The organism is Ornithinibacillus proteolyticus (genome assembly GCF_039581225.1).
Classification (GTDB): domain Bacteria; phylum Bacillota; class Bacilli; order Bacillales; family Amphibacillaceae; genus Ornithinibacillus; species Ornithinibacillus massiliensis.
Genome location: NZ_JBCPXV010000048.1, coordinates 1 through 21415, shown reverse-complemented (window position 1 = coordinate 21415; position 21415 = coordinate 1). Strand labels below are relative to the sequence as shown.

The 21415-nt window shown below is 37.6% G+C and carries 19 protein-coding genes, 1 other RNA gene and 1 other annotated feature; of the genes, 3 read left to right on the top strand and 17 right to left on the bottom strand.

Annotated features, from left to right (window positions below):
* Positions 1–171: 171 nt before the first annotated feature.
* The 4 genes from ssrS to AAIB49_RS16670 form a co-directional block, all read right to left on the bottom strand.
* A non-coding RNA gene (gene ssrS / locus AAIB49_RS16685) (6S RNA) lies at positions 172–361 on the bottom strand.
* 125 nt (positions 362–486) lie between these two features.
* The gene (gene aspS, locus AAIB49_RS16680) at positions 487–2250 is read right to left on the bottom strand and encodes an aspartate--tRNA ligase (RefSeq protein WP_339214539.1); all 1764 of its coding nucleotides are present in this window, start codon (positions 2248–2250) and stop codon (positions 487–489) included.
* Position 2251: 1 nt separating this feature from the next.
* Positions 2252–3532, bottom strand: a complete 1281-nt coding sequence (gene hisS, locus AAIB49_RS16675; protein ID WP_339214537.1) for a histidine--tRNA ligase — start codon at positions 3530–3532, stop codon at positions 2252–2254.
* 138 nt (positions 3533–3670) lie between these two features.
* Positions 3671–3894 (bottom strand) — a binding site (T-box leader).
* A gap of 56 nt (positions 3895–3950) precedes the next feature.
* Positions 3951–4124, bottom strand: a complete 174-nt coding sequence (locus AAIB49_RS16670) for a hypothetical protein (RefSeq protein WP_339214536.1) — start codon at positions 4122–4124, stop codon at positions 3951–3953.
* Positions 4125–4222: 98 nt separating this feature from the next.
* On the opposite strand from AAIB49_RS16670, the gene AAIB49_RS16665 reads away from it, so the two are divergent.
* Positions 4223–5284, top strand: a complete 1062-nt coding sequence (locus AAIB49_RS16665) for an N-acetylmuramoyl-L-alanine amidase family protein (protein WP_343458663.1) — start codon at positions 4223–4225, stop codon at positions 5282–5284.
* A gap of 293 nt (positions 5285–5577) precedes the next feature.
* On the opposite strand, the gene dtd is transcribed toward AAIB49_RS16665, so the two are convergent.
* From dtd to AAIB49_RS16630, 7 genes are all read right to left on the bottom strand, one after another.
* A complete protein-coding gene (gene dtd / locus AAIB49_RS16660) occupies positions 5578–6024 on the bottom strand; it encodes a D-aminoacyl-tRNA deacylase (protein ID WP_339214533.1) in 447 nt (148 codons plus the stop codon).
* Positions 6025–6239: 215 nt separating this feature from the next.
* Positions 6240–8438 carry a RelA/SpoT family protein gene (locus tag AAIB49_RS16655; RefSeq protein ID WP_339214532.1) on the bottom strand — a complete coding sequence of 733 codons (2199 nt, stop codon included), beginning with the start codon at positions 8436–8438 and terminating at the stop codon, positions 6240–6242.
* A gap of 235 nt (positions 8439–8673) precedes the next feature.
* Positions 8674–9186: an adenine phosphoribosyltransferase gene (locus AAIB49_RS16650; RefSeq protein ID WP_339214531.1), complete on the bottom strand. Its 513-nt coding sequence runs from the start codon at positions 9184–9186 to the stop codon at positions 8674–8676.
* A complete protein-coding gene (gene recJ / locus AAIB49_RS16645; RefSeq protein WP_343458662.1) occupies positions 9176–11512 on the bottom strand; it encodes a single-stranded-DNA-specific exonuclease RecJ in 2337 nt (778 codons plus the stop codon). Before recJ ends, AAIB49_RS16650 begins: the two co-directional genes overlap by 11 nt.
* 65 nt (positions 11513–11577) lie before the next feature.
* Positions 11578–11907, bottom strand: a complete 330-nt coding sequence (locus AAIB49_RS16640; protein ID WP_339214528.1) for a LapA family protein — start codon at positions 11905–11907, stop codon at positions 11578–11580.
* Positions 11908–11998: 91 nt separating this feature from the next.
* The gene (secDF, locus tag AAIB49_RS16635) at positions 11999–14257 is read right to left on the bottom strand and encodes a protein translocase subunit SecDF (protein WP_343458661.1); all 2259 of its coding nucleotides are present in this window, start codon (positions 14255–14257) and stop codon (positions 11999–12001) included.
* Between the two features lie 53 nt (positions 14258–14310).
* Entirely contained in the window at positions 14311–14598 is a 288-nt protein-coding gene (locus tag AAIB49_RS16630) for a post-transcriptional regulator (protein WP_339214526.1), read from the bottom strand.
* Positions 14599–14718: 120 nt separating this feature from the next.
* Here AAIB49_RS16630 and spoVB point away from each other — a divergent pair, with 120 nt between their 5' ends.
* Both spoVB and AAIB49_RS16620 read left to right on the top strand, forming a co-directional pair.
* Complete coding sequence (spoVB, locus tag AAIB49_RS16625; protein WP_343458660.1) at positions 14719–16275, top strand: stage V sporulation protein B; 1557 nt, start codon at positions 14719–14721, stop codon at positions 16273–16275.
* A 121-nt stretch (positions 16276–16396) separates the two neighbouring features.
* Positions 16397–16774: a TIGR04086 family membrane protein gene (locus AAIB49_RS16620; protein WP_339214523.1), complete on the top strand. Its 378-nt coding sequence runs from the start codon at positions 16397–16399 to the stop codon at positions 16772–16774.
* 80 nt (positions 16775–16854) lie between these two features.
* Here AAIB49_RS16620 and yajC read toward each other — a convergent pair whose 3' ends face one another.
* The 6 genes from yajC to ruvA are packed head-to-tail and all read right to left on the bottom strand — an operon-like array spanning position 16855 to position 21211.
* On the bottom strand, positions 16855–17115 hold the full coding sequence (gene yajC, locus AAIB49_RS16615; protein ID WP_343458659.1) for a preprotein translocase subunit YajC: 261 nt from the start codon (positions 17113–17115) through the stop codon (positions 16855–16857).
* Positions 17116–17174: 59 nt separating this feature from the next.
* Positions 17175–18317: a tRNA guanosine(34) transglycosylase Tgt gene (gene tgt / locus AAIB49_RS16610; RefSeq protein ID WP_339214522.1), complete on the bottom strand. Its 1143-nt coding sequence runs from the start codon at positions 18315–18317 to the stop codon at positions 17175–17177.
* 15 nt (positions 18318–18332) lie between these two features.
* A complete protein-coding gene (queA, locus tag AAIB49_RS16605) occupies positions 18333–19361 on the bottom strand; it encodes a tRNA preQ1(34) S-adenosylmethionine ribosyltransferase-isomerase QueA (protein ID WP_339214521.1) in 1029 nt (342 codons plus the stop codon).
* Positions 19362–19382: 21 nt separating this feature from the next.
* Positions 19383–19565: a DUF2905 domain-containing protein gene (locus tag AAIB49_RS16600; RefSeq protein WP_186870301.1), complete on the bottom strand. Its 183-nt coding sequence runs from the start codon at positions 19563–19565 to the stop codon at positions 19383–19385.
* Positions 19566–19576: 11 nt separating this feature from the next.
* Complete coding sequence (ruvB, locus tag AAIB49_RS16595; RefSeq protein WP_343458658.1) at positions 19577–20581, bottom strand: Holliday junction branch migration DNA helicase RuvB; 1005 nt, start codon at positions 20579–20581, stop codon at positions 19577–19579.
* 15 nt (positions 20582–20596) lie between these two features.
* Complete coding sequence (gene ruvA, locus AAIB49_RS16590) at positions 20597–21211, bottom strand: Holliday junction branch migration protein RuvA (protein WP_343458656.1); 615 nt, start codon at positions 21209–21211, stop codon at positions 20597–20599.
* Positions 21212–21415: the final 204 nt, after the last annotated feature.

Sequence of the window (21415 nt, the reverse complement as noted above, 5' to 3'; positions counted from 1 at the left end):
GTTTGCCTTCAAGCCCTCCGCACATTCCCTCACGAGCATGCACTGCCTGTCAGCTATACACTTCCGCCACTACGGCGTGTTTGGGACTTTCACCCTTAAGTTCGGAGCGCTGCCAAGCGCACAAAAATAAGACTAGCTTTTCTGCTAGCCTTACCTATTATTTATGTATACATCAATCCCAATAATGCCGCCTATAGTAAGTTTTGATCCCCGCTACGAGCAGGTGGGTGCCCTGTTTCATATTTTATACGTCCTCTCGTTAAGTGAAAACGAGGCATGTATGCCATACGAAAACCGCCAGGCTCCCTATATAAAACTGTTCGGTCAAAACATATGATATAGGCAAACATATCAGGATTGATTCGCCTTCGTAATGTATTACGTTTGTAAAATTATATTAACATACGTATTCCACGTATTCAATATCCCTTTATATGAAGTATTCATTACAATTGTTACAAAATTTAAACATTATTAGCACTATAGTTATTTATTTTCATTTAGCTGAATAGATAATTCAGTTAACTGTGCGTTACTCACTTCACTTGGAGCTTCTGTTAGCAAGTCTGATGCTGATGCAGTTTTCGGGAATAGTATCGTATCTCTTAGGTTACTTCTACCTGTTAGAAGCATAACAATACGATCCAGCCCTAACGCAATCCCCCCATGTGGCGGTGCACCATATTCCAAGGCTTCCAGTAAGAAACCAAATTGTTCTTGTGCTTCTTCTTCGGTAAATCCTAGCACCTTAAACATTTCATTTTGTTGTTCACGTTTATAAATACGAATAGAACCTCCACCTAATTCATATCCATTCAGAACTAAATCATACGCATTTGCGCGAACACTTGCTGGATCAGTTGCCAGCTTCTCAACATCTTCCTCAAATGGCATCGTGAATGGATGGTGGGCTGCAAAGTAACGGCCAAGTTCTTCATCATATTCAAGTAGTGGCCAATCGGTAATCCATAGGAAATTATACTTACTTTCATCTATTAGACCAAGCTCTTTACCAAGCTTAAGGCGTAAAGCTCCTAGGCTATCGTATACAACAGAGGTCTTATCCGCAACGAATAATAGTAAGTCCCCATTTTCTGCATTTGCTCGCTCTAATAAGCCTTGTTTTTCTTCCTCTGAAATAAACTTAGCAATTGGTCCTTTTAATTCCCCATCTTCTACCTTGAGCCAAGCAAGTCCCTTAGCTCCATAGACATTGACGAACTCAGTTAGTTTATCAATGTCCTTTCGGGAGAAATTAGTAGCTTCTCCTTTGACATTTAATAATGCAACCTTTCCACCCCGCTCGATTGCACCTTGGAATACTTTAAAGCTAGAATTGGCTAGTAGATCCGAAACATGAATAAGTTCTAAGCCAAAGCGTGTATCTGGTTTATCAGAACCGTAACGCTCCATTGCTTCCTTGTATGGCATTCTTGGTAGTGGTAATGGAATATCAACCTGATTGACTTCTTTCATCACCTTCTGCATCATTTTCTCTGTCATTGTCATGATTTCATCACTTGTCATAAAGGAGGTCTCAATATCAATTTGCGTAAATTCTGGTTGTCTGTCAGCACGTAAATCTTCATCACGGAAGCAACGAGCAATTTGATAGTATTTTTCAAAGCCACTCATCATGATCAATTGTTTAAACAATTGTGGTGACTGTGGTAATGCATAGAATTCACCTGGATGTACACGACTAGGAACTAAGTAATCACGGGCTCCTTCTGGTGTACTCTTCGTTAAAATCGGTGTTTCCATTTCTAGGAATCCATCATCATTTAAGAAGTTACGCACTACTTGAGTGATTTGATGGCGCTTTTTAAAGGTCTCTTGTAATGATCCACGACGTAGGTCCATATAACGATACTTCAGACGTAAATCCTCTGACACATCTGTATCATCTTGTATGAGAAATGGAGGATTTTTCGACTTATTTAATATAGAAACCTCTGTTGCGATAACCTCTAAAGTACCCGTCTCCATATTTGGATTTATCGTGCTCTCGTCCCGAAGCACCACCTTCCCTTTTACTTCGATAACATATTCACTACGAACGGATTCTGCAATTGTTAAAGCTTCCTCGTGATCAGGATTAAAAACTACCTGTACAATACCAGATTTATCACGGAGATCAATGAATATCAAACCACCTAAATCACGGCGTTTTTGAACCCACCCTTTTAGTAGAATTACCTTTTCAACATCTTTTTCTTGTATCGTTCCTGCTAGTATTCTTTCAGTCATCCTATTTTCCTCCTAAAAGCTTTTCCTTCATTGTGAGAGTTAATTGATCTAAAGGAATCTCTACTTGTTCACCAGTAGCCATTTCTTTGACATTTATGACATTCTTATCAAGCTCCTCTTCACCTAAAACTAACACATATTTAGCCTTGTATCTGTCTGCGGCTTTAAATTGAGCTTTAATTTTTCTACCTTGGTAGTCTTGATCGACTTGGATACCATGTTGACGTAATTCATGTGTAATACGAACTACTTCCGATTTTGGCTCCTCTCCAACCGATACGATAAAGCAATCCAACGCTTCTTCTAACGGAATTTCAACATTTTCGGCTTCTAATGCCATTAATAGTCTTTCAATTCCCATTCCAAACCCAATACCTGGTGTAGCTGGACCACCTAGCTGTTCTACTAGTCCATTGTATCTACCCCCACCAGCAAGTGTCGTAATGGCTCCGAAACCTTCTGCCTCACTCATAATTTCAAAAGCGGTGTGATTATAGTAATCCAAGCCTCTTACAAGATTAGGATCAACTTCATATTCAATTCCCATCAATTCAAGATATTTTTTAACCTTTTCAAAGTATTCAACTGAATCTTCATTCAGATAGTCTAGAATAGAAGGTGCTGTTTTCATGGATGGATGATCACGGTCGACTTTACAATCTAGAATTCTCATAGGATTTTGCTCTAATCGAGACTGACAATCTTTACACAGTTCTTCCTTGTATGGTGTAAAGTGTTTAATTAGTGCATCGCGATGTCTCTTTCTACTCTCTACATCACCTAACGAATTAATGACTAGTTTTAAAGATGTTAATCCTAGTGACCGATATACCGTCATCGCTAAATCAATCACTTCTGCATCAACCGCTGGATCTGCACTTCCTAATACTTCTACCCCAAACTGATTCAACTGACGCATTCTGCCTGCCTGAGGTCGTTCATAACGGAACATTTGCATGAAGTAGTATAGTTTTACAGGTTGATTGGCCTCCCCGTACAACTTGTTTTGTACAAAAGCTCTCGTTACAGCAGCTGTACCCTCTGGGCGAAGTGTAAGACTTCTACCGCCACGGTCTTCAAAGGTATACATCTCCTTTTGCACAATATCAGTTGAGTCTCCTACCCCACGGGAAAATACTTCTGTATGTTCAAATACCGGTGTACGAATTTCTTCGTAATGATATTTATCACAGATCCACTTTATTTTATTCTCAACAAACTGCCATTTTTTGGCATCCTTTGGTAGAACATCTACCGTTCCTCTAGGCGCTTTAATATTCATTCTTTTATCCTCCTAAAACGATTATGAATTCCAAAGTCATGTAATGGTTAACTTTTCTTACTTCATATCCACGGTGTATGTATGATTCATTTAATCCTTGTTGCTATAAAAGTATACAAAAAACTCCCGTCCCTATAAAAAAGGGACGAGAGTTACCCGCGTTGCCACCCTAGTTGACGCAATTAATTGCATCCTCTTTTCACAGTTAACGCCTGCAAAACGTCTATATTTACTAGTCATAACGTTCAATATAGATCCTCAGGATTGTCTTTCACTAGGTTGCCATGCAAAATGCTTCCAGCCAAAGGCATTTTGTCTCTGCTCACGCAAGTACTAGTTACTTTTTCCTTCATAGGATATTTCTTGTTCGTTCAAGATACTTGAATGAATATTATCATAATGTTTTGCTTCCTGATTGTCAAGAGCGATTAATCTTTTTCTTTAATGCTTTTACCTCTCCTAATGATATCCCTAACTCCTGTGCTATTTCCATATGTCCAGAGGACTGTTCCATTTCGATAAACTTATGCAAGTTTACACCAAAAATATCTCGATTATTATGGGAACTCCAATGCTTTTCATTCATTCGCAATTAGATCGCCTCCTTTTTCATAAGACTAGTTTTGCCTAATTCGACAATATTTATTAAAATAGAGTCATGTGGTTTACGAATTATTAGGAGGAAATCGATTGGGCTATAAAAAAACAATTGGAATTATACTTTGCCTACTACTGATTACATGGTCCTTTCCTGTAACAGCTAGTACAAAAGAGGTCATTGTAAACGAAAATTATTTAAATCTACGAAGTGGTCCTGGTACGAATTACGATAAACTTGGACAAGTCCATCAAAATGAACAATACCCCATTGTAGGTCAAGAAGGGGATTGGGTTGAGATTCAACTTGATGGATATACTGCTTGGATTTCGACCGATTATGTAACCATTCAAGAAGATTCATCTGAACAACAAGTGAAAAATGTGGGGCTTGATCATTCAGTTGACCAGACTTCTATTACCATTCCATTCGAGAAAACCCATATTCGAAATGGCCCTTCAACTGATGATGAAATTATCTACTTTGCTGAAAAAGGGGAAACTCTTTCTGTAATCGGTAAAACGGATAATTGGTTAAAAGTGAAAAATGACACGATGGAAGGGTATGTATTAGCAGACTTAGTTAAAGATGAAATCAAGGAAACAAGCGAAGGTTTAAAAGGAAAAACAATCGTTCTAGATCCAGGTCATGGTGGATTTGATTCAGGTGCTATTAGTCCTACAAATGTACTAGAAAAGGACTTAGCCTATAAAACAGCAGATATTCTAGCTCAGGAATTAACGATGTTAGGTGCTATCGTTATAACTACTAGAGAGGAGGATACATTTGCGTCATTAGCAAGTCGGGCCACGCTTTCTAACACGGTTCATGCTGATGCTTTCATTAGTTTACACTATAATAGTGTACCTGATCTTCCTACAGTCACTGGCATAAGTACCTATTATTCCCATGAGCAGTATGCAGAATTAGCGCGTTATATTCAGCAAGAGATTATTAAAGAATCAGGTGACAGAGATCGTGGTGCGGAGTTTGGTGATTTCCAAGTAATTAGACAAAATCTGATGCCTGCTGTACTTATTGAGCTAGGGTTCATGTCCAATCCTGAAATGGATACGCTAATGACGACAAATGCCTATCAGAAAAAACTCGTATCTGGTATTGTAAATGGATTACAGCGTTATTTTTCTAATTAAGTAGAGGCTGGGACAACAGAATTTATCCTATAGGTAAAACCGAATGATGAGCAAAGCCTCCGCTCTGGAAATATACTTGCGGTTACTTCCAGTACAGGGGCGACATCTGCTCGAGAGAACCTCGCAGTGTCTACTTTACCGCCTGGTGGCTAGTGAGCCGCCTCAGAGCTTAAGCTCTTCCTGGGTCTCAGGCAGTGCCCTTTCCTCCCACAGGAGTCTAGATATATTTCCTGAGCGAGTATTGAATATCAATCGGTGTTACCTTTCATTCTTTTTGTTACGCCCCTGTCTCGTTATCTATCTTTACTATCTAAAATGAAAGTTACTGGACCAACATTGGTAAGTGTAACATCCATCATTGCTCCGAATCTACCTACCTCTACCTTTATTCCTTCTTGACGAAGCATTTCATTGAACTTCTCGTAAAGCTCATTTGCTTGCTGTGGCTTCGCTGCTTGCATGAAATTTGGTCTTCTGCCCTTTCTAGTATCGCCATAAAGGGTGAATTGGGATATCGATAAAATTTCGCCATTTACGTCTGTTAATGATAAGTTCATTTTTTCTTGTTCATCTTCAAATACACGTAGGTTGACAATTTTATTTGCTAGATATTGTGCATCCTCCACTGTATCCTCATGGGTTACTCCAATTAACACGACAAAACCATTATCGATTTTGCCAACTACCTCATCTTTTACGGTAACACGTGCATCTCTAGCACGTTGGATAATAGCTCTCATGTTTAAAACTCCTTTTACTAGTACTATAGAGTCGGGTTAGAAATGTTTATGATAAAGGAAAAACCGAATAATGAGCAAGCCACCGCTCCGTGAATGGTTAGTAGACTTGAGGTTCATCCAAGGTCTGGATCCTTGCCTTTCGTCTACCAATTTTCCGGAGCTAGTGTGATGCCTTATTCGGGTTTACATCTCTAACTTTTAGTTTTGTGAAAGTTTTATTGAAGTGTACGTGTAACTGCATAAACATCTTTGATCTGCTTAATCCGTTCCACAATTTTTCTTAAATGGTTCGTATTATGAATCAAAATCGTAATTTGAATAACAGCCATTTTATTACGATCAGACCTGCCATTTACATGGGTAATATTTGTTTTCGACTCATTTACTGCTTGTAACACTTCATTTAATAAGCCTCTACGATCATAGCCTGAGATTTCTAAATCCACATGATATTGCTTTTGTGTTTGATCTTTTTCCCATTCCACATGTAGATGACGTTCTCTTGCTTCCTCTGTTTGTACATTTGGGCAGTCGGTTCGATGGACAGATACGCCTCGCCCTTTTGTAATATACCCAATTATTTCATCACCAGGGACAGGATTACAGCATTTGGATAGACGGACAAGTAAATTATCAATGCCTTCTACAATTACACCAGAGTCTTTCTTATGTTTTTTAAATTCCTTATACTCTGTTTTTGTACCCTCTAACGTTTTGGCAAGGTCTTCTTCTTTTTGGCGAGATTGACGTATTTTCTCCGTTAATCTTGTCGCGACTAGAGCGGCAGTAATACCCTGATAACCTACCGCGGCATATAAGTCTTCCTCAGAAACAAAGTTAAATCGTTCGTAAACGCGTTTTAAATTCTCCTCTGTCAATGCTTCTTTCGGTTCGATATCAAATGCCCGAATCTCTTTTTCGACTAAATCCTTACCCTTTGCTACGTTTTCTTCACGGCGTTGCTTCTTGAAAAATTGTCTAATTTTATTCTTTGCCTGTGATGTTTGCGTGATCTTTAACCAATCTTGAGAAGGTCCATAGGAATGTTTCGAAGTTAGTACTTCGATTATGTCGCCATTTTTTAATTTGTAGTCTAATGGCTCCATTTTCCCGTTAATTTTTGCCCCGATTGTCTGATTACCGATTTCCGTATGAATTCGGTAAGCAAAATCAAGTGGAACAGAACCAGAAGGAAGTTCTATTACATCTCCTTTAGGCGTAAAGACATAAACCATATCGGAAAATAAATCTACTTTTAAAGATTCAACAAATTCCTCCGCATCATGTGTCTCATTTTGCCATTCTAAAATTTCACGGAACCATGTTAATTTCTCTTCAAAGGATTTCTTATCACGATTAAGTTGCTTACCTTCCTTATACGCCCAGTGAGCAGCAATCCCGTACTCGGCAATCTCATGCATTTCCTTCGTTCTTATTTGTACCTCTAAAGGATCTCCTTTAGGACCAATTACCGTTGTATGCAAGGATTGGTATAGGTTTTGCTTTGGCATTGCAATATAATCTTTAAATCTACCAGGCATTGGCTTCCAGCATGTATGAATAATTCCTAGTACCGCATAACAATCTTTAATACTGTTGACTAAAATACGAACAGCCAATAAATCATAAATCTCATTAAACTGTTTGTTTTGCTTTATCATCTTCTGATAAATACTATATAAATGCTTCGGTCTACCTGAGATTTCCGCTTCTATATTTACTTCTTCTAACTGTTTATTTACTTCTTGAATAACTTCATCAATGTAAGATTCACGTTGTTCCCGCTTTTGCTTCATTAACTGAACAATTCGGTAATATTGTTGGGGATTTAAGTAACGTAATGAGATATCTTCTAGCTCCCATTTAATCGCAGAAATTCCTAAACGATGTGCTAATGGAGCAAAGATTTCTATCGTTTCATTCGCTTTGATACGTTGCTTTTCAGGTGGTAAGAACTTTAACGTTCGCATATTATGCAATCTATCCGCTAGCTTAATTAATATAACACGTATATCTTTCGCCATAGCGACAAACATTTTTCGGTGATTTTCAGCTTGTTGGGCTTCTTTGGATTTGTATTTGATTTTACCTAGCTTTGTAACACCATCAACAAGCATGGCAACTTCCTTATTAAATTGTTCTTCTATTTCTTCTAATGTTATTTCGGTATCCTCTACAACATCATGCAAAAATCCACCCGCAACCGTCACTGGATCCATTTTTAAATCTACTAATATGCCAGCAACTTGAATAGGGTGTATGATATATGCTTCTCCTGATTTACGATACTGGTCCCTATGTGCCTCTTCTGCGTACGTATAAGCACGCATAATAAACGCAACATCGTCCTCCGATAAATACGTGCTAGCTTTTTCTTGTAATTGTTCAATTGTTATAATGTCATTTTTCGCCATATTATCACCTTTAATTGTAGAAGATACTTTCTTTCTAGTATCAAAAAAATTTATTAAAATGTAAAGAAAAAATACCTTTACATTTTCTGGTAACTCACCGCAGTCATTGTCTAAACATCACTTATCATTAGTAGCACATTCTAGAACCTATTTTAAGCAAGCTGTTGTTAAAAGCTATTCCTTTTCCGAATTACAAGAGGTCTGATGAAGGATTTCTCCACCAGACCTACATAAATTAATATTTCATTAAGGATAGAACATCATAACCTTTCAGTTTATCCAAACCATTTAAATACGATAATTCGATTAGGAAGGCACAGCCAACAACAATTCCACCTAATTCTTCCACTAATTTAATAGTTGCTTCAATTGTACCACCTGTTGCTAATAAATCATCGGTAATGAGAACACGTTGACCTGGTTTAATAGCATCCTTATGAATGGTTAAAACATTTTGTCCATATTCTAAACCATAGTCTACTTTAATTACCTCACGTGGTAGCTTACCTTCTTTTCTAACCGGTGCAAATCCAACTTCAAGTGCATAGGAAACTGGACAACCAACAATAAATCCTCTAGCTTCAGGTCCTACTACTAAATCAATTTGTTTATCCCTTGCAAATTCTACAATCTCATTTACTGCAGATTTAAATGCTTTTCCATTATCCATTAATGGCGTAATATCTTTAAATTCAATTCCTTCTTTTGGCCAATCGTGTACAATTTTAATATATTGTTTATAATCCATGGGTCATTTCCTCCTTAGGTTTATCCATCAGTCCCATACAATCTTCAAACCATCTTGTTAATTCTTCATACGTTGCGTAATAAAGCATTTTTTCAATTTCTGTTTGCTTCACACGTTCCTGATAGATGTGTGCTTCTTGTAAATCCTTTTTTTGTGGCGATGAATTTAATGCAATAATTCCATTACTAATATTAACAAATTCAAGCTCAGAAAACACCTTTAACATAAACATGATCGAATCTTTAGTCCAGCCCTTAGCATTTATAATGGCTTGTAAGTCTTTACGGATATTCAGTTCTTTTCTCTTCCATATTAACGAATATAACCATTTAAAATCTTCTCTCGTGGGAAAACTAGATAAGTATACACTATTTTCCACATAAAAACACGCATGAATGACGCAAGGCTTAGTCTTATGCACGATTTTTCTCAATTCATCTAGATTTTGCGGTAGATCAAAGAGATAAAGCACATCTATCTCCTCATGAAAAGTCAGTGCTTCTTTGTATGTTAACGGCATAATTCCTTCTGGAAAATCATGGTTATTAGAAAAATTCTCATTATACAATAGCACATGTCTATCAAACTGATGAAGGAAATTCGTTATGTCTACTTGTTTTTTTCCTCGGTGGTCAAATAATTGCCAATGATCAATTCGCATATCTTCCACGACAAGTTGTGGCTTACGAATGCCATTCCATTCATTCATACCTAATTCTCCGACTACAGATAGCGTGGCTTTTGGCGAAATATAATGATATGATTCCCCCATTCCAAACGCGATTCCTTCTAAAGAGCTTCCGTTTTCCTTAAATAGCAGTTTCAAATGCTTTTTCATATTACCTAATTGACGGACTTCATAAGGCTTTGCTTCAATCCGGAATTTAGGCTTTGGATTCGCCATTCCAAATGGTGCTAGCTTACCTATCTCATCAATTAATCCTTCACTAATATCCGATAAAGTCAGTGTTTTACTAATGAGAATCTCTTGCTTAAAGTCCTCACTCGTCAATTCCTGTTGAATCAAATGATCGAGTTCTTTTTCTAGTATTCTCACGTTTTCAATTGGTAATGTCATCCCAGCTGCTTGTGCATGCCCACCAAAATGCGTGAACACTTCTTTCAATTTCATACAGCTTTGAAATAAATCAAAGGCAGGGATGCTCCTTGCAGAACCCTTTGCAGTACCATTTTCTTCATTAATTGATAGTACAATGGCCGGTCGATCATACTTTCTTACTAGTCTAGATGCAACAATACCTAGAACTCCTTCATTCCAGCCTTGTTTTGCAACGACGATAACCCCTTTTTCCGGGTCAATCGTTTCAAGTTGTTCCACTTCTTTTACAATAGATGCAACAATTTGTTGACGCTCTTGATTAAGTTGCCCTACTTGTTCTGCTAATTCCTCGGCTTCTTCCGGAATATCGGTTAAAAGTAGCTCAACAGCTAAATCTGCATCCTGTAATCGCCCTACTGCATTTAGCCTAGGTCCGATTAAGAATCCAATGTCTTCTTCTGTTGTTTTTCCTTCTATTTTACATTGCTTCTTTAAGGCAATTAATCCTTCTCGCTTCGTAACGGATAGCTTCTGTAACCCATAATAAGTTAATATCCGATTTTCTCCAACTAGAGGAACTAAATCTGCAACCGTACCAATGACAACTAAATCTAATAAATGCTCTGGGAAATAACCTAGTAAGCTTTGTGCAAATTTAAAGGCTACCCCTGCTCCAGCTAATTCCTTAAAGGAATATTCTGGAGAGCATTTTGGATGTATGATAGCAAAAGCATCTGGTAATGCTTCTTGTGGTTCATGGTGGTCGGTAATGATTAAATCGATACCTAGTTCCTTCGCTACTTCTGCTTCATAAACAGAGGCAATACCGGTATCGACTGTAATAATAAGTTTATATCCATTTTCACAAGCCTCTCTGAAGGCAGCTTCATTAGGACCATATCCTTCTGTAAAACGATTCGGTATATAGAAATTGCAATTAGCACCTAGTTCTTCTAATGCTTTAATAAGTATCGTTGTCGAGCTAACCCCATCCGCATCATAATCACCAAATACGAGAATTTTTTCATTGGCGCGAATGGCTTGATGGACTCGTTCTGTAGCAATATCCATGGAAGCTAACTTCATAGGACTAATCAAGTTATCAATAGATGGCATTAAGAACTCTTGCGCTTCTTCATAGGATTGAATACCACGCTGTACTAATAACTCTTTTATCACGGGGGATAATTCTATTGAGTCATCCATCCACTGGTCTTGATATTCTTCTGTACGCACAAATTTCCATTTCGACTTGCTTTGTAGCATATATTCACCCCTGACTAATCTATTATACACAAATAGAGTCAGGGGGAGCAACGAGAATTTATCGTTTAGTCTTCCTGTGTGCCATCATTTGCTTTAGAAGCTTGCGTGCCTCCATTCGTTTCAGCTACATTCTTGTCTTCTACTAGTTGAGATAATGCTGCATTCTTTCTTCTTATTACTTTTATCTCTTTTTGCAGCTTAAACATTCTAACCATTCCGACAGCAGCCGTAATCATTCCCCCCATTAAAACAGAGAAAAGGATCACTAAAATTAATGGTGATTCTACTTGCCAAAAAAAATAGGTAACCTGTACAGGACTAACATTCATTACAGCAAATATAGCAACCAGTATGACAAAAATAATCGCAACAATCACATACGTTTGTCCTCTCACAATAATTCCTCCTTGTCCTTTTTCGCTACCCTTTATTTTATACAAGTAGAAAAAAAACAATCCCTCTGCACCTTGCAAAGGGATTGTTTCGTTAAACCTGTGGTCCTTCCACACGTTTTTTCTTTCTAAAGTCTACTGGCTTATCCTTAATATTCTTTCCTCGCCATACTAACCATAATTGTGTTGCAAGGAATAAAGATGAGTAGGTACCTGCAATGATTCCAATGAGTAAGGCAATACCAAACCCACGAATCGGCTCTGCACCTAAAATTAAGAATGCGACAATAGCAATTAATGTTGTAATATTCGTATTTATCGTTCTAGTCATCGTTTGAACAATACTTCGATTTACAATACCGGAAAGCTCCTTAAAGGATTTTATCACCCGATTAGATTGTGCAGCATTTTCGCGAATTCGATCAAAGGTTACAATGGTAGAGTTGATTGCATATCCGACTATCGTTAGGATTGCAGCAACAATGGTAACATCAAATTCAATCTTGAAAATACTAAACACCATTAACATGATAAATATATCATGGAGTAATGTTAGGATCGCCATGACTGCAAAGTAAAACTCAAAGCGGAATGCCACATAAATAATCATTCCTACAGCAGCAATAGCAAGGGCATAGATAGCATTTTTCACTAATTCTTGCCCAACTATTGGCGATACAACACTGATACCAGGCTCTACATTATATTTATCATGAAAATAAGTGGTCAGTTCACTAATTTTATCTTCTGGTATTACATCCTGGTAACGAATTACTGCAATTTCATTATTTTCACCAGAAAGTATGATTGATCTCGCCTCTAATCCTAGAGCTTCTAAATCTGACTCAATTTCTGTTTCACTTAATGGTTCTTCCGCCATAATCTGCACTCTTGAACCACTTGTAAAGTCAATTCCAGGAGTTAATCTAAATATACCAAAAGCAATGACACCAATAACCGTTAATATAATCGTGATAACGAAAAATATCTTACGATTATCCACTACATTCCATTCTTTACCTAAGAATGTTGCTGGAACTTCACTATTATCTCGGATATCTTTTATAGTTGATTTCTTTACGCCAAACCAACCTGGATGATTTTTAAAGAATTTAACTTTAATCCATAATTGGAGGAGTAATTTAGCTCCATACACTGCTGTTAAAAAGCTTACTACGATACTAATAATCAACATCGTCGCAAACCCTTTTACAGAACTAGTACCAAAAATAAATAGTACTGCCGCCGCTAGTAGCGTTGTAATATTAGCATCTAGAATTGCCCGTAAGGAGTTGCTTGTCCCTTTTTTAAAGGCTGCCTGTAGCGATTTACCTTCCCGTAATTCTTCCTTAATACGTTCAAAGGTAATAACATTGGCATCTACTGCCATACCTACCCCTAATATTAATGCGGCTATACCAGGTAATGTTAGTACACCTCGTAGACTTTCAAATATAGCAAGCACTAAGAATATATAAGCACTTAATGATATAACAGAAATAACACCTGGAAAGCGATATACTGCTATCATAAACACAAATATAATACTGATTCCAACTATAGCAGCAAGTACAGTTTGATCTAGAGCTTGCTGACCAAACTGTGCCCCAACTGAAGTAGAGAATATCTCCTCTAAATTAACTGGCAGCGAACCAGAATTAATCATGCTCGCCAGATATTGTGCCTCTTCAACCGTAAAGTTTCCGGTAATCATAACATTACCGCCAGTAATCGGTTCATTTACGGATGGCGCTGAGATAAATTTAGGCTCTTCTTTTAATGCTTCCTCTTCAAAAGAATCCCCATCTTCATAATCCATCCAAATGACAAGTAAATTATCACCTGGACTTTCTTGCGATAACTCTCTCGTTACTTGGGCAAATTTACTTGCATCCTTTACTTGTAAGGTGACAATAGGCTGATTCGTATCTGGGTGGAAATCTTGCTTAGCACTTCCCTCTTTCACATCAGACCCATCTAACAATACCGTATCATTTACATCGCGAAAGGTAAGTCTAGCTGATGTTGCTAACATTTCACGGGCTTGTGTTTGATCTTCAACACCGGCTAATTGAACGCGAATACGGTCTTCTCCTTCGATATCAATTACTGCTTCACTAATTCCTAACTTATTTACCCGATCATTTAATAATTGAACTGTAGCTTCCAATAAGCTCCGATCGACTTCCTGGGTTTCATCAATTGGTTCTACTGTATAAAGGACCTCAAAGCCCCCTTGCAAATCCAGTCCAAGATTAATGCTTTTCGTAACACTTGGTGTAAGTAATCCAATAATAAGTCCTAATGCAATAACAATTAGGAAAAAGGATGCAATCCGTCCTTTATTTTTCATAATAAAAAGTTCCTCCCTTTTATGTATCCAACACATATGTAACGCTTAGGGGTTTAGCTATTGCCAGTTAAGGCAGCGATCGAAACCATCAAATCATCATCTTGATAGGCATCTATGGTCAAATAGCTCATATATGTACTCGAGCTAAGGTGTAGTATATCTTGGACAACTTCGTAAAGTCTTTTTTCTGGATTGCCTTTCCACACTTTCTTCATCAGGCAATTCCAAATATCTTCTTCTGTTGCTCGAGAATACCCCATCATTTGAAATTCTTGCGTCTTACTTTCTAAAGCTGGTCTTAACTCCTGCTTCCATGCTTCAACAGTCTTCTTTATCTCCAAGACCTTCACCTTCCTAGAAAGATTGTAATAAGATTGTACAAGTTGTCATGCTTGGCTACACCAATTGCATATATATCATTGTATATGAAATTTTATTTTTTGAGAAGGCAGGTCGTCGATGTGTCTAAACAAACTTTTCTCCAAGGGACACTCATCTTAATAGCAGCAGGCATGATTACTCGTTTTCTAGGATTTATTAATCGTCTTGTAGTTGCCAGACTGATGGGAGAAGAAGGCGTAGGGCTATATATGATGGCCCTTCCTACTCTATTTTTAGTCATGACACTTACACAACTTGGACTACCTGTTGCTATATCAAAACGTGTAGCAGAAGCAGATGCACAGCAAGATCATGCGAAAATAAAACGAATATTAGTAGTTTCGATTATTATTACCTCCATTTCTAGTATTATCTTTACAACAGCCATGATCTTTGCAGCACCTTTTATCGCCACTACATTATTAACAGATGAACGTACACTTTATCCGTTAATCGCAGTTAGCCCAATCATCCCTATTGTGGCTGTTTCATCCGTTTTACGCGGTTATTTTCAAGGAAAACAAAACATGAAACCACAGAGCTATTCACAAGTTATTGAACAAATCGTACGTATTAGCTGTGTTGCCTTATTTGTACATTTACTACTCCCTTATGGAATAGAGTACGCAGCAGCAGGAGCCATGATTAGTGTTATTTTAGGCGAATTTGCTTCCCTACTCTATATGATATATCTGTTTAAACGCAAAAAAACAATTCGTATACGGCATCGCTTTTTTGCCTATGTAAAAGCAAGTAAGCAAACCGTGAAAGAGTTATTCTCTATTGCTCTGCCGAGTACTGGTAGTAAAATGATTAGTTCATTCTCTTATTTTCTTGAACCCATTATTGTAACGAACAGCCTAGCTCTCGCAGGTATATCAGGTGCATTAGCTACAAAGCAGTACGGAGAATTAACTGGGTTTGTTTTACCGCTTCTGTTTCTACCAACCTTTATTACCCAGTCATTATCGATCGCACTCGTACCTAATATCTCAGAAGCAGATGCAAGGCAAAATACTAGCCTTATACACTATCGCATCCATCAATCCATTCGGATATCATTTGCTTCGGGAGCGATTGCTACGGTCGTATTAACGATTTTTGCCGTTCCAATCCTATCTTTTATGTATGGTACAGCTAATGCAAGCAATATTCTTATATTTATGGCACCATTCTATATTTTACTTTATATCCAGTCACCATTACAAGCTGCGCTTCAAGCATTAGATTTAGCCAAGGCAGCAATGTGGAATAGCTTAATAGGTGCTGTCGTAAAATTCATTGTACTATTTATTCTAGCCTCAAATGAAAGCTTTGGCATCATGGGAGTTGCAATTGCCATGTCAGTCGGTGTCATTCTCATAACATTATTACATTTAGCCTCCTTGCGTCAGGCTATTAATTTCTACATTCCAATCAAAGACATCGCAAAAATGATTGTCTTAATTCTCGCCACTTGGTTTACTGGTAAGTTACTTTATGACATTTATATAAATTACGATCCAAACCTATTTCTATTTGGACTATCATTGATTGCCTTAACAGCTATCTATCTCATCTTACTATTTATTTTGCGATTTATCACGAAGGAAGAACTAGAACAAATTCCATTTTTACAAAAATGGATTAAGTCTTAAATTGACAAGGGAATGCACTAGTACATTTCGTTGATAGTAAATAAATCTATAAAAAACTCGTCTACTTTTCAACGGACAAGAATATGAATACTATAAAAGGACTTTTGTGAGGGGGATTCTCATGCGAAATCAACAATTTACAGCGTTACTTTACGGATGGATTGTTGTACTTGGATTAATTCTTGTTTCTAGTATGGCATTGGCTCTATTATTACGATTCTCTACTTTTAATGAACCTGCAACAGATTGGGTAACACTTGTTATCGGATTAATCTCTTTATTTATCGGTGGGGCAGTTGCTGGAGCGAAAGGAAAACAGAAAGGGTGGATGATTGGTGCGATTACCGGATTAGGATTTACCGTGTTCACTTTCCTAGTTCAATACCTCGGATATCAGGTTGGCTTCAACTTACAACAAGCCATCCATCATTTCTTTTATATTTTAGCAGCGCTATTCGGTGGGGCTGTCGGTGTCAATATTACCTCTAATCAGGAATAAAATTTATTGTTAATCAAACAATTGCTAGTAGATTCGAAAGTAAAAGAGACTAACCTAGGTCAGTCTCTTTTACCTTTTGATTATACAGTTTTAACTTCACGAATCGCAGAACGATCATATGTAAGTTTAGAACCGTCTCCTGCTTGTAATACTACAGTGTCTTCATCTAAAGCATGAATCACGCCATGGAAACCACCTATCGTCACAACAGAATCACCTTTTTTAAGTTCAGACTGCATTAGCCTTACTTGTTTCTGACGCTTTTGTTGCGGACGAATCAGCAAGAAATAGAAAATTACAAACATAGCTATTAAGGGTAATAACGTAATGAAACTCTCCATATACTTGTCCCTCCTTTCCAATCCATTCGTTTAAAAAATCATGATTTTCTAAACGCTCATTAAAAATTCTTGGCATCCGGTTTATTTAATCCGTATTGCTCGAAGAATTCTTCTTTAAAGTCACCAAGTCGATCTTCGCGTATTGCTTGTCGTACTTGCTCCATTAATTTTAACAGAAAATATAAGTTATGATAAGTAGTAAGTCTAAAACCAAACGTTTCATTACATTTTATTAGATGTCTGATGTAGGCACGAGTATAATTTCGGCAAACATGACAGTCACAGTTTTCATCAATTGGACCGAAATCACGTGCATATTTGGCATTTCTTACTACTAACCTTCCTGATGATGTCATACATGTACCATTACGGGCAATTCGCGTCGGCAATACACAATCAAACATATCAATCCCACGTATCGCACCGTCTATCAAGGAATCTGGCGAACCAACTCCCATTAGGTATCGTGGTTTATTACTAGGCATTAATGGTGTCGTAAACTCTAATACTCGATTCATAACATCCTTCGGTTCTCCAACCGAAAGTCCCCCAACTGCATAGCCAGGTAAATCAAGCGAAATTAAGTCCTGTGCACTCTGTTTACGCAAATCTTCATACTCTCCACCTTGAATAATCCCGAATAACCCTTGCACATCTGGTCTGGCATGAGCAGCTAAACATCTCTCTGCCCATCTAGAAGTTCTTTCCACAGATTGCTTCATATATTCATGTGTTGCTGGGTATGGTGGGCATTCATCAAATGCCATCATAATATCTGAGCCTAAATCATTTTGAATTTGCATGGCTTTTTCTGGGGATAAAAATAGCTTTTCACCATTTAAATGATTACGGAAATGCACCCCTTCTTCCGTTATTTTTCGCATATCACTCAAACTAAATACCTGGAAACCACCTGAATCAGTGAGAATTGCGCCATCCCAATTCATAAACTTATGCAGCCCACCAGCTTCTTTGATGATATTTTCACCAGGGCGCAACCAGAGATGGTACGTATTCGATAGAATAATATTCGCTCCCATCGATTCTAAATCCTCAGGACTCATTGTTTTGACCGTCGCGAGAGTTCCTACCGGCATAAATGTCGGCGTTTCAAATGAACCATGTGGTGTATGAACGACTCCAAGTCTTGCTCCTGTTTGTTTATCTGTTTTAATTAATTCATAACGTATCGGTGTTGTCATTGTATCTTTCCTCTTCTACATAATTAACATCGCATCGCCAAAACTAAAGAAGCGATATTTTTCTTTAACTGCCTCATGATAAGCTTTCAGTATAAAATCTCGATCAGCAAACGCGCTGACTAACATAATTAACGTTGATTTTGGCAGATGGAAATTTGTGATTAATCCATCAATTGCCTTATATTCAAATCCCGGGTATATAAATATATCTGTCCAACCACTTGATTCAACAAATTGTCCATTATTATCACGTGTAATGGTCTCTAGTGTTCTTGTTGAGGTTGTACCAACAGAAATGATTCTACCACCATTTTCTCTTACCCGAGTCAGTGTTTCTGCGGTCTCCCGTGACATCACATAAAACTCTGAATGCATTTTATGCTCATCAATATTATCTACAGATACGGGTCTGAATGTTCCAAGTCCAACATGAAGTGTAATGAAAGCAATCGTGACACCCATTTCTTTAATCTCTTCTAGTAATTCAGTAGTAAAATGTAATCCTGCTGTTGGAGCCGCTGCTGACCCTTTTTCTTTCGCATACACGGTTTGGTACCGTTCTTTTTCTGGTAATTGCTCTTTTATATACGGTGGTAAAGGCATTTCTCCTAGCTCCTCCAACACCTCATAAAAGATCCCCTCATAGTCAAATTGCAATATACGGCCACCATGCTCTAAAGTACCTGTACAAGTTGCTCGTAGCTTGCCCTCACCAAAAATCAAGGTGCTACCTTCTTTCATGCGTTTAGCAGGCTTAGCTAGAACTTCCCAAGAATCCCCTTCTAGCTGTTTGAGCAGTAGAATCTCTACTTTTCCTCCTGTGTCCTCTTTTACCCCATATAATCTTGCAGGTAAGACACGTGTATCATTTAATACTAAGCAATCCCCAGGTTTTAAATATTGCTTAATATCTGGGAACTGTTTATGTGCTATTTCCTTCGTATCTCTATTTAATACCATTAATCTAGATGCACTTCGCTCACGTAATGGTGTCTGTGCGATTAATTCTTCTGGTAAGTTAAAATCAAAATCTTCAATATTCATGGTGTTACTCCTTTAAACAGTTTAACGAAATCGTCCTAAAATAAAAAATAATAATGATAAGATAATGCTTACTATAATAGATGTCATGATCGGAAAGTAAAAGGTAACATTTCCTTTTTTAAACGAAATATCACCAGGTAATCTACCAATAAATGTCCATATTAGCCCTATAACGACCAGTATAATTCCAATTATAATAAACATCTTACCGATATTCACGTTTCACCATTCACTTTCATACCAAAATGTTGATATGCCTTTGGTGTGGCAACTCTCCCTCTCGGAGTTCGCTGAATAAATCCAATCTGTAATAAATAAGGTTCATACACATCCTCAATGGTTTGAGACTCTTCACCAATGGTTGCTGCAATCGTATCTAATCCAACTGGACCCCCTTGAAAGCCTTCGATAATGCCTTTTAATAGTTTATGATCAATATGGTCTAATCCTTGATCATCCACTTGTAACATTCCGAGGGCTATATCCGTTGTTTCTAAACTGATCTCATCTTCCCCTTTTACTTGGGATATATCCCGAATTCTGCGTAAAAGTCGATTGGCAATACGAGGTGTCCCTCTGGAACGTCGAGCAATTTCTATTGCGGCCTCTTTTACAATTTTCGTATCAAAAATCTCTGCTGTCCGTTCCACAATCGCTCGTAAATCCTTTGTCTCATAGTATTCCAACCTTGAAAGAACGCCAAAACGATCACGTAAAGGGGCCGACAGTAAACCTGCCCTCGTCGTTGCACCAACTAGTGTGAAAGGTGGTAAATCAATTCTTACCGACCGCGCACTTGGTCCTGTCCCGATAACAATATCAATAAAGAAATCTTCCATAGCGGAATATAATACTTCTTCCACTGCTCGTGGCAAGCGATGAACCTCATCAATAAATAAGACATCACCAACTTCTAAGGAAGTGAGAATTGCTGCCAGGTCGCCTGCACGATCAATTGCAGGTCCTGATGTTGAACGAAAGTTAACACCCATCTCATTCGCAATAATAGCAGCTAATGTTGTTTTACCAAGCCCTGGTGGTCCATATAACAACACATGATCCAATGGCTCATTACGCATCTTAGCCGCTTGGATAAAGATTGTTAAGTTTTCCTTTACCTTGTCCTGACCAATATACTGATTTAATGTTGTGGGGCGAAGACTAAGTTCAACATAGGATTCTTCCTCATGTAATTCACCTGTAACCATTCTCTCATCCATTACATTGCCCCCTTCCTACTTTTTCATAAGTAAGCTTAATGCTTTTCTAATAATTTCATCTGTATTAGTTATATCAGTTAGCGATTTTTTCAATGCTGGTAAGATTAATTTAATTTCTTTATCCATATATCCTAATGCTTTTAACGCCTCGATAGCTTCTTTTAATTGATCAGAAGAAAGACTAGTAGAAGTCGTCTTATTTTCTACCTCGACATCAGAAATAGTGAAGTTCGCAGTTAGTTTACCTTTTAGATCTAAAATAATTTGTCTGGCTGTTTTTTTCCCAACACCAGGGAAACTAGTCAGGAATTTATCATCCTCACGTTCCACTGCGGCAACAAAGTCAGGAATATTAACCCCCGCAAGAATAGCTAAAGCACCTTTAGGGCCGATTCCTGAAACCGAAATTAGTCTAGTAAATAAATATTTCTGGTCCTCATTTTTAAAACCAAATAAAATTTGTGCATCTTCCCGAACATGGAAAAAAGTATGTATTTGAAATTCCTTGTTTAAAGAATCTTGAAAGGCAAATGGATTTGGACAAACTACTTCATAGCCAACTCCATTAACATCTATTATAATTGCTTCATCTTGTATGGAAACTAAATTTCCTCGTAAGTACGAAATCATACTATCTTCTCCCCACTATAAATCCTTTTCCTATTCTAACACAATTTCTACGAACCAGCATACACAAGAGCCCATGAAGATTGAGTCAAGTATTTGTGGGAGATTTTTAAAGTCCCTTATTTTGTATTGTTTTAATTCCAAATTTGACAACGGTTTCAGATTTATATCTTTCCATCTGTTTCCGCTTTTTTACTTTTTTAAATT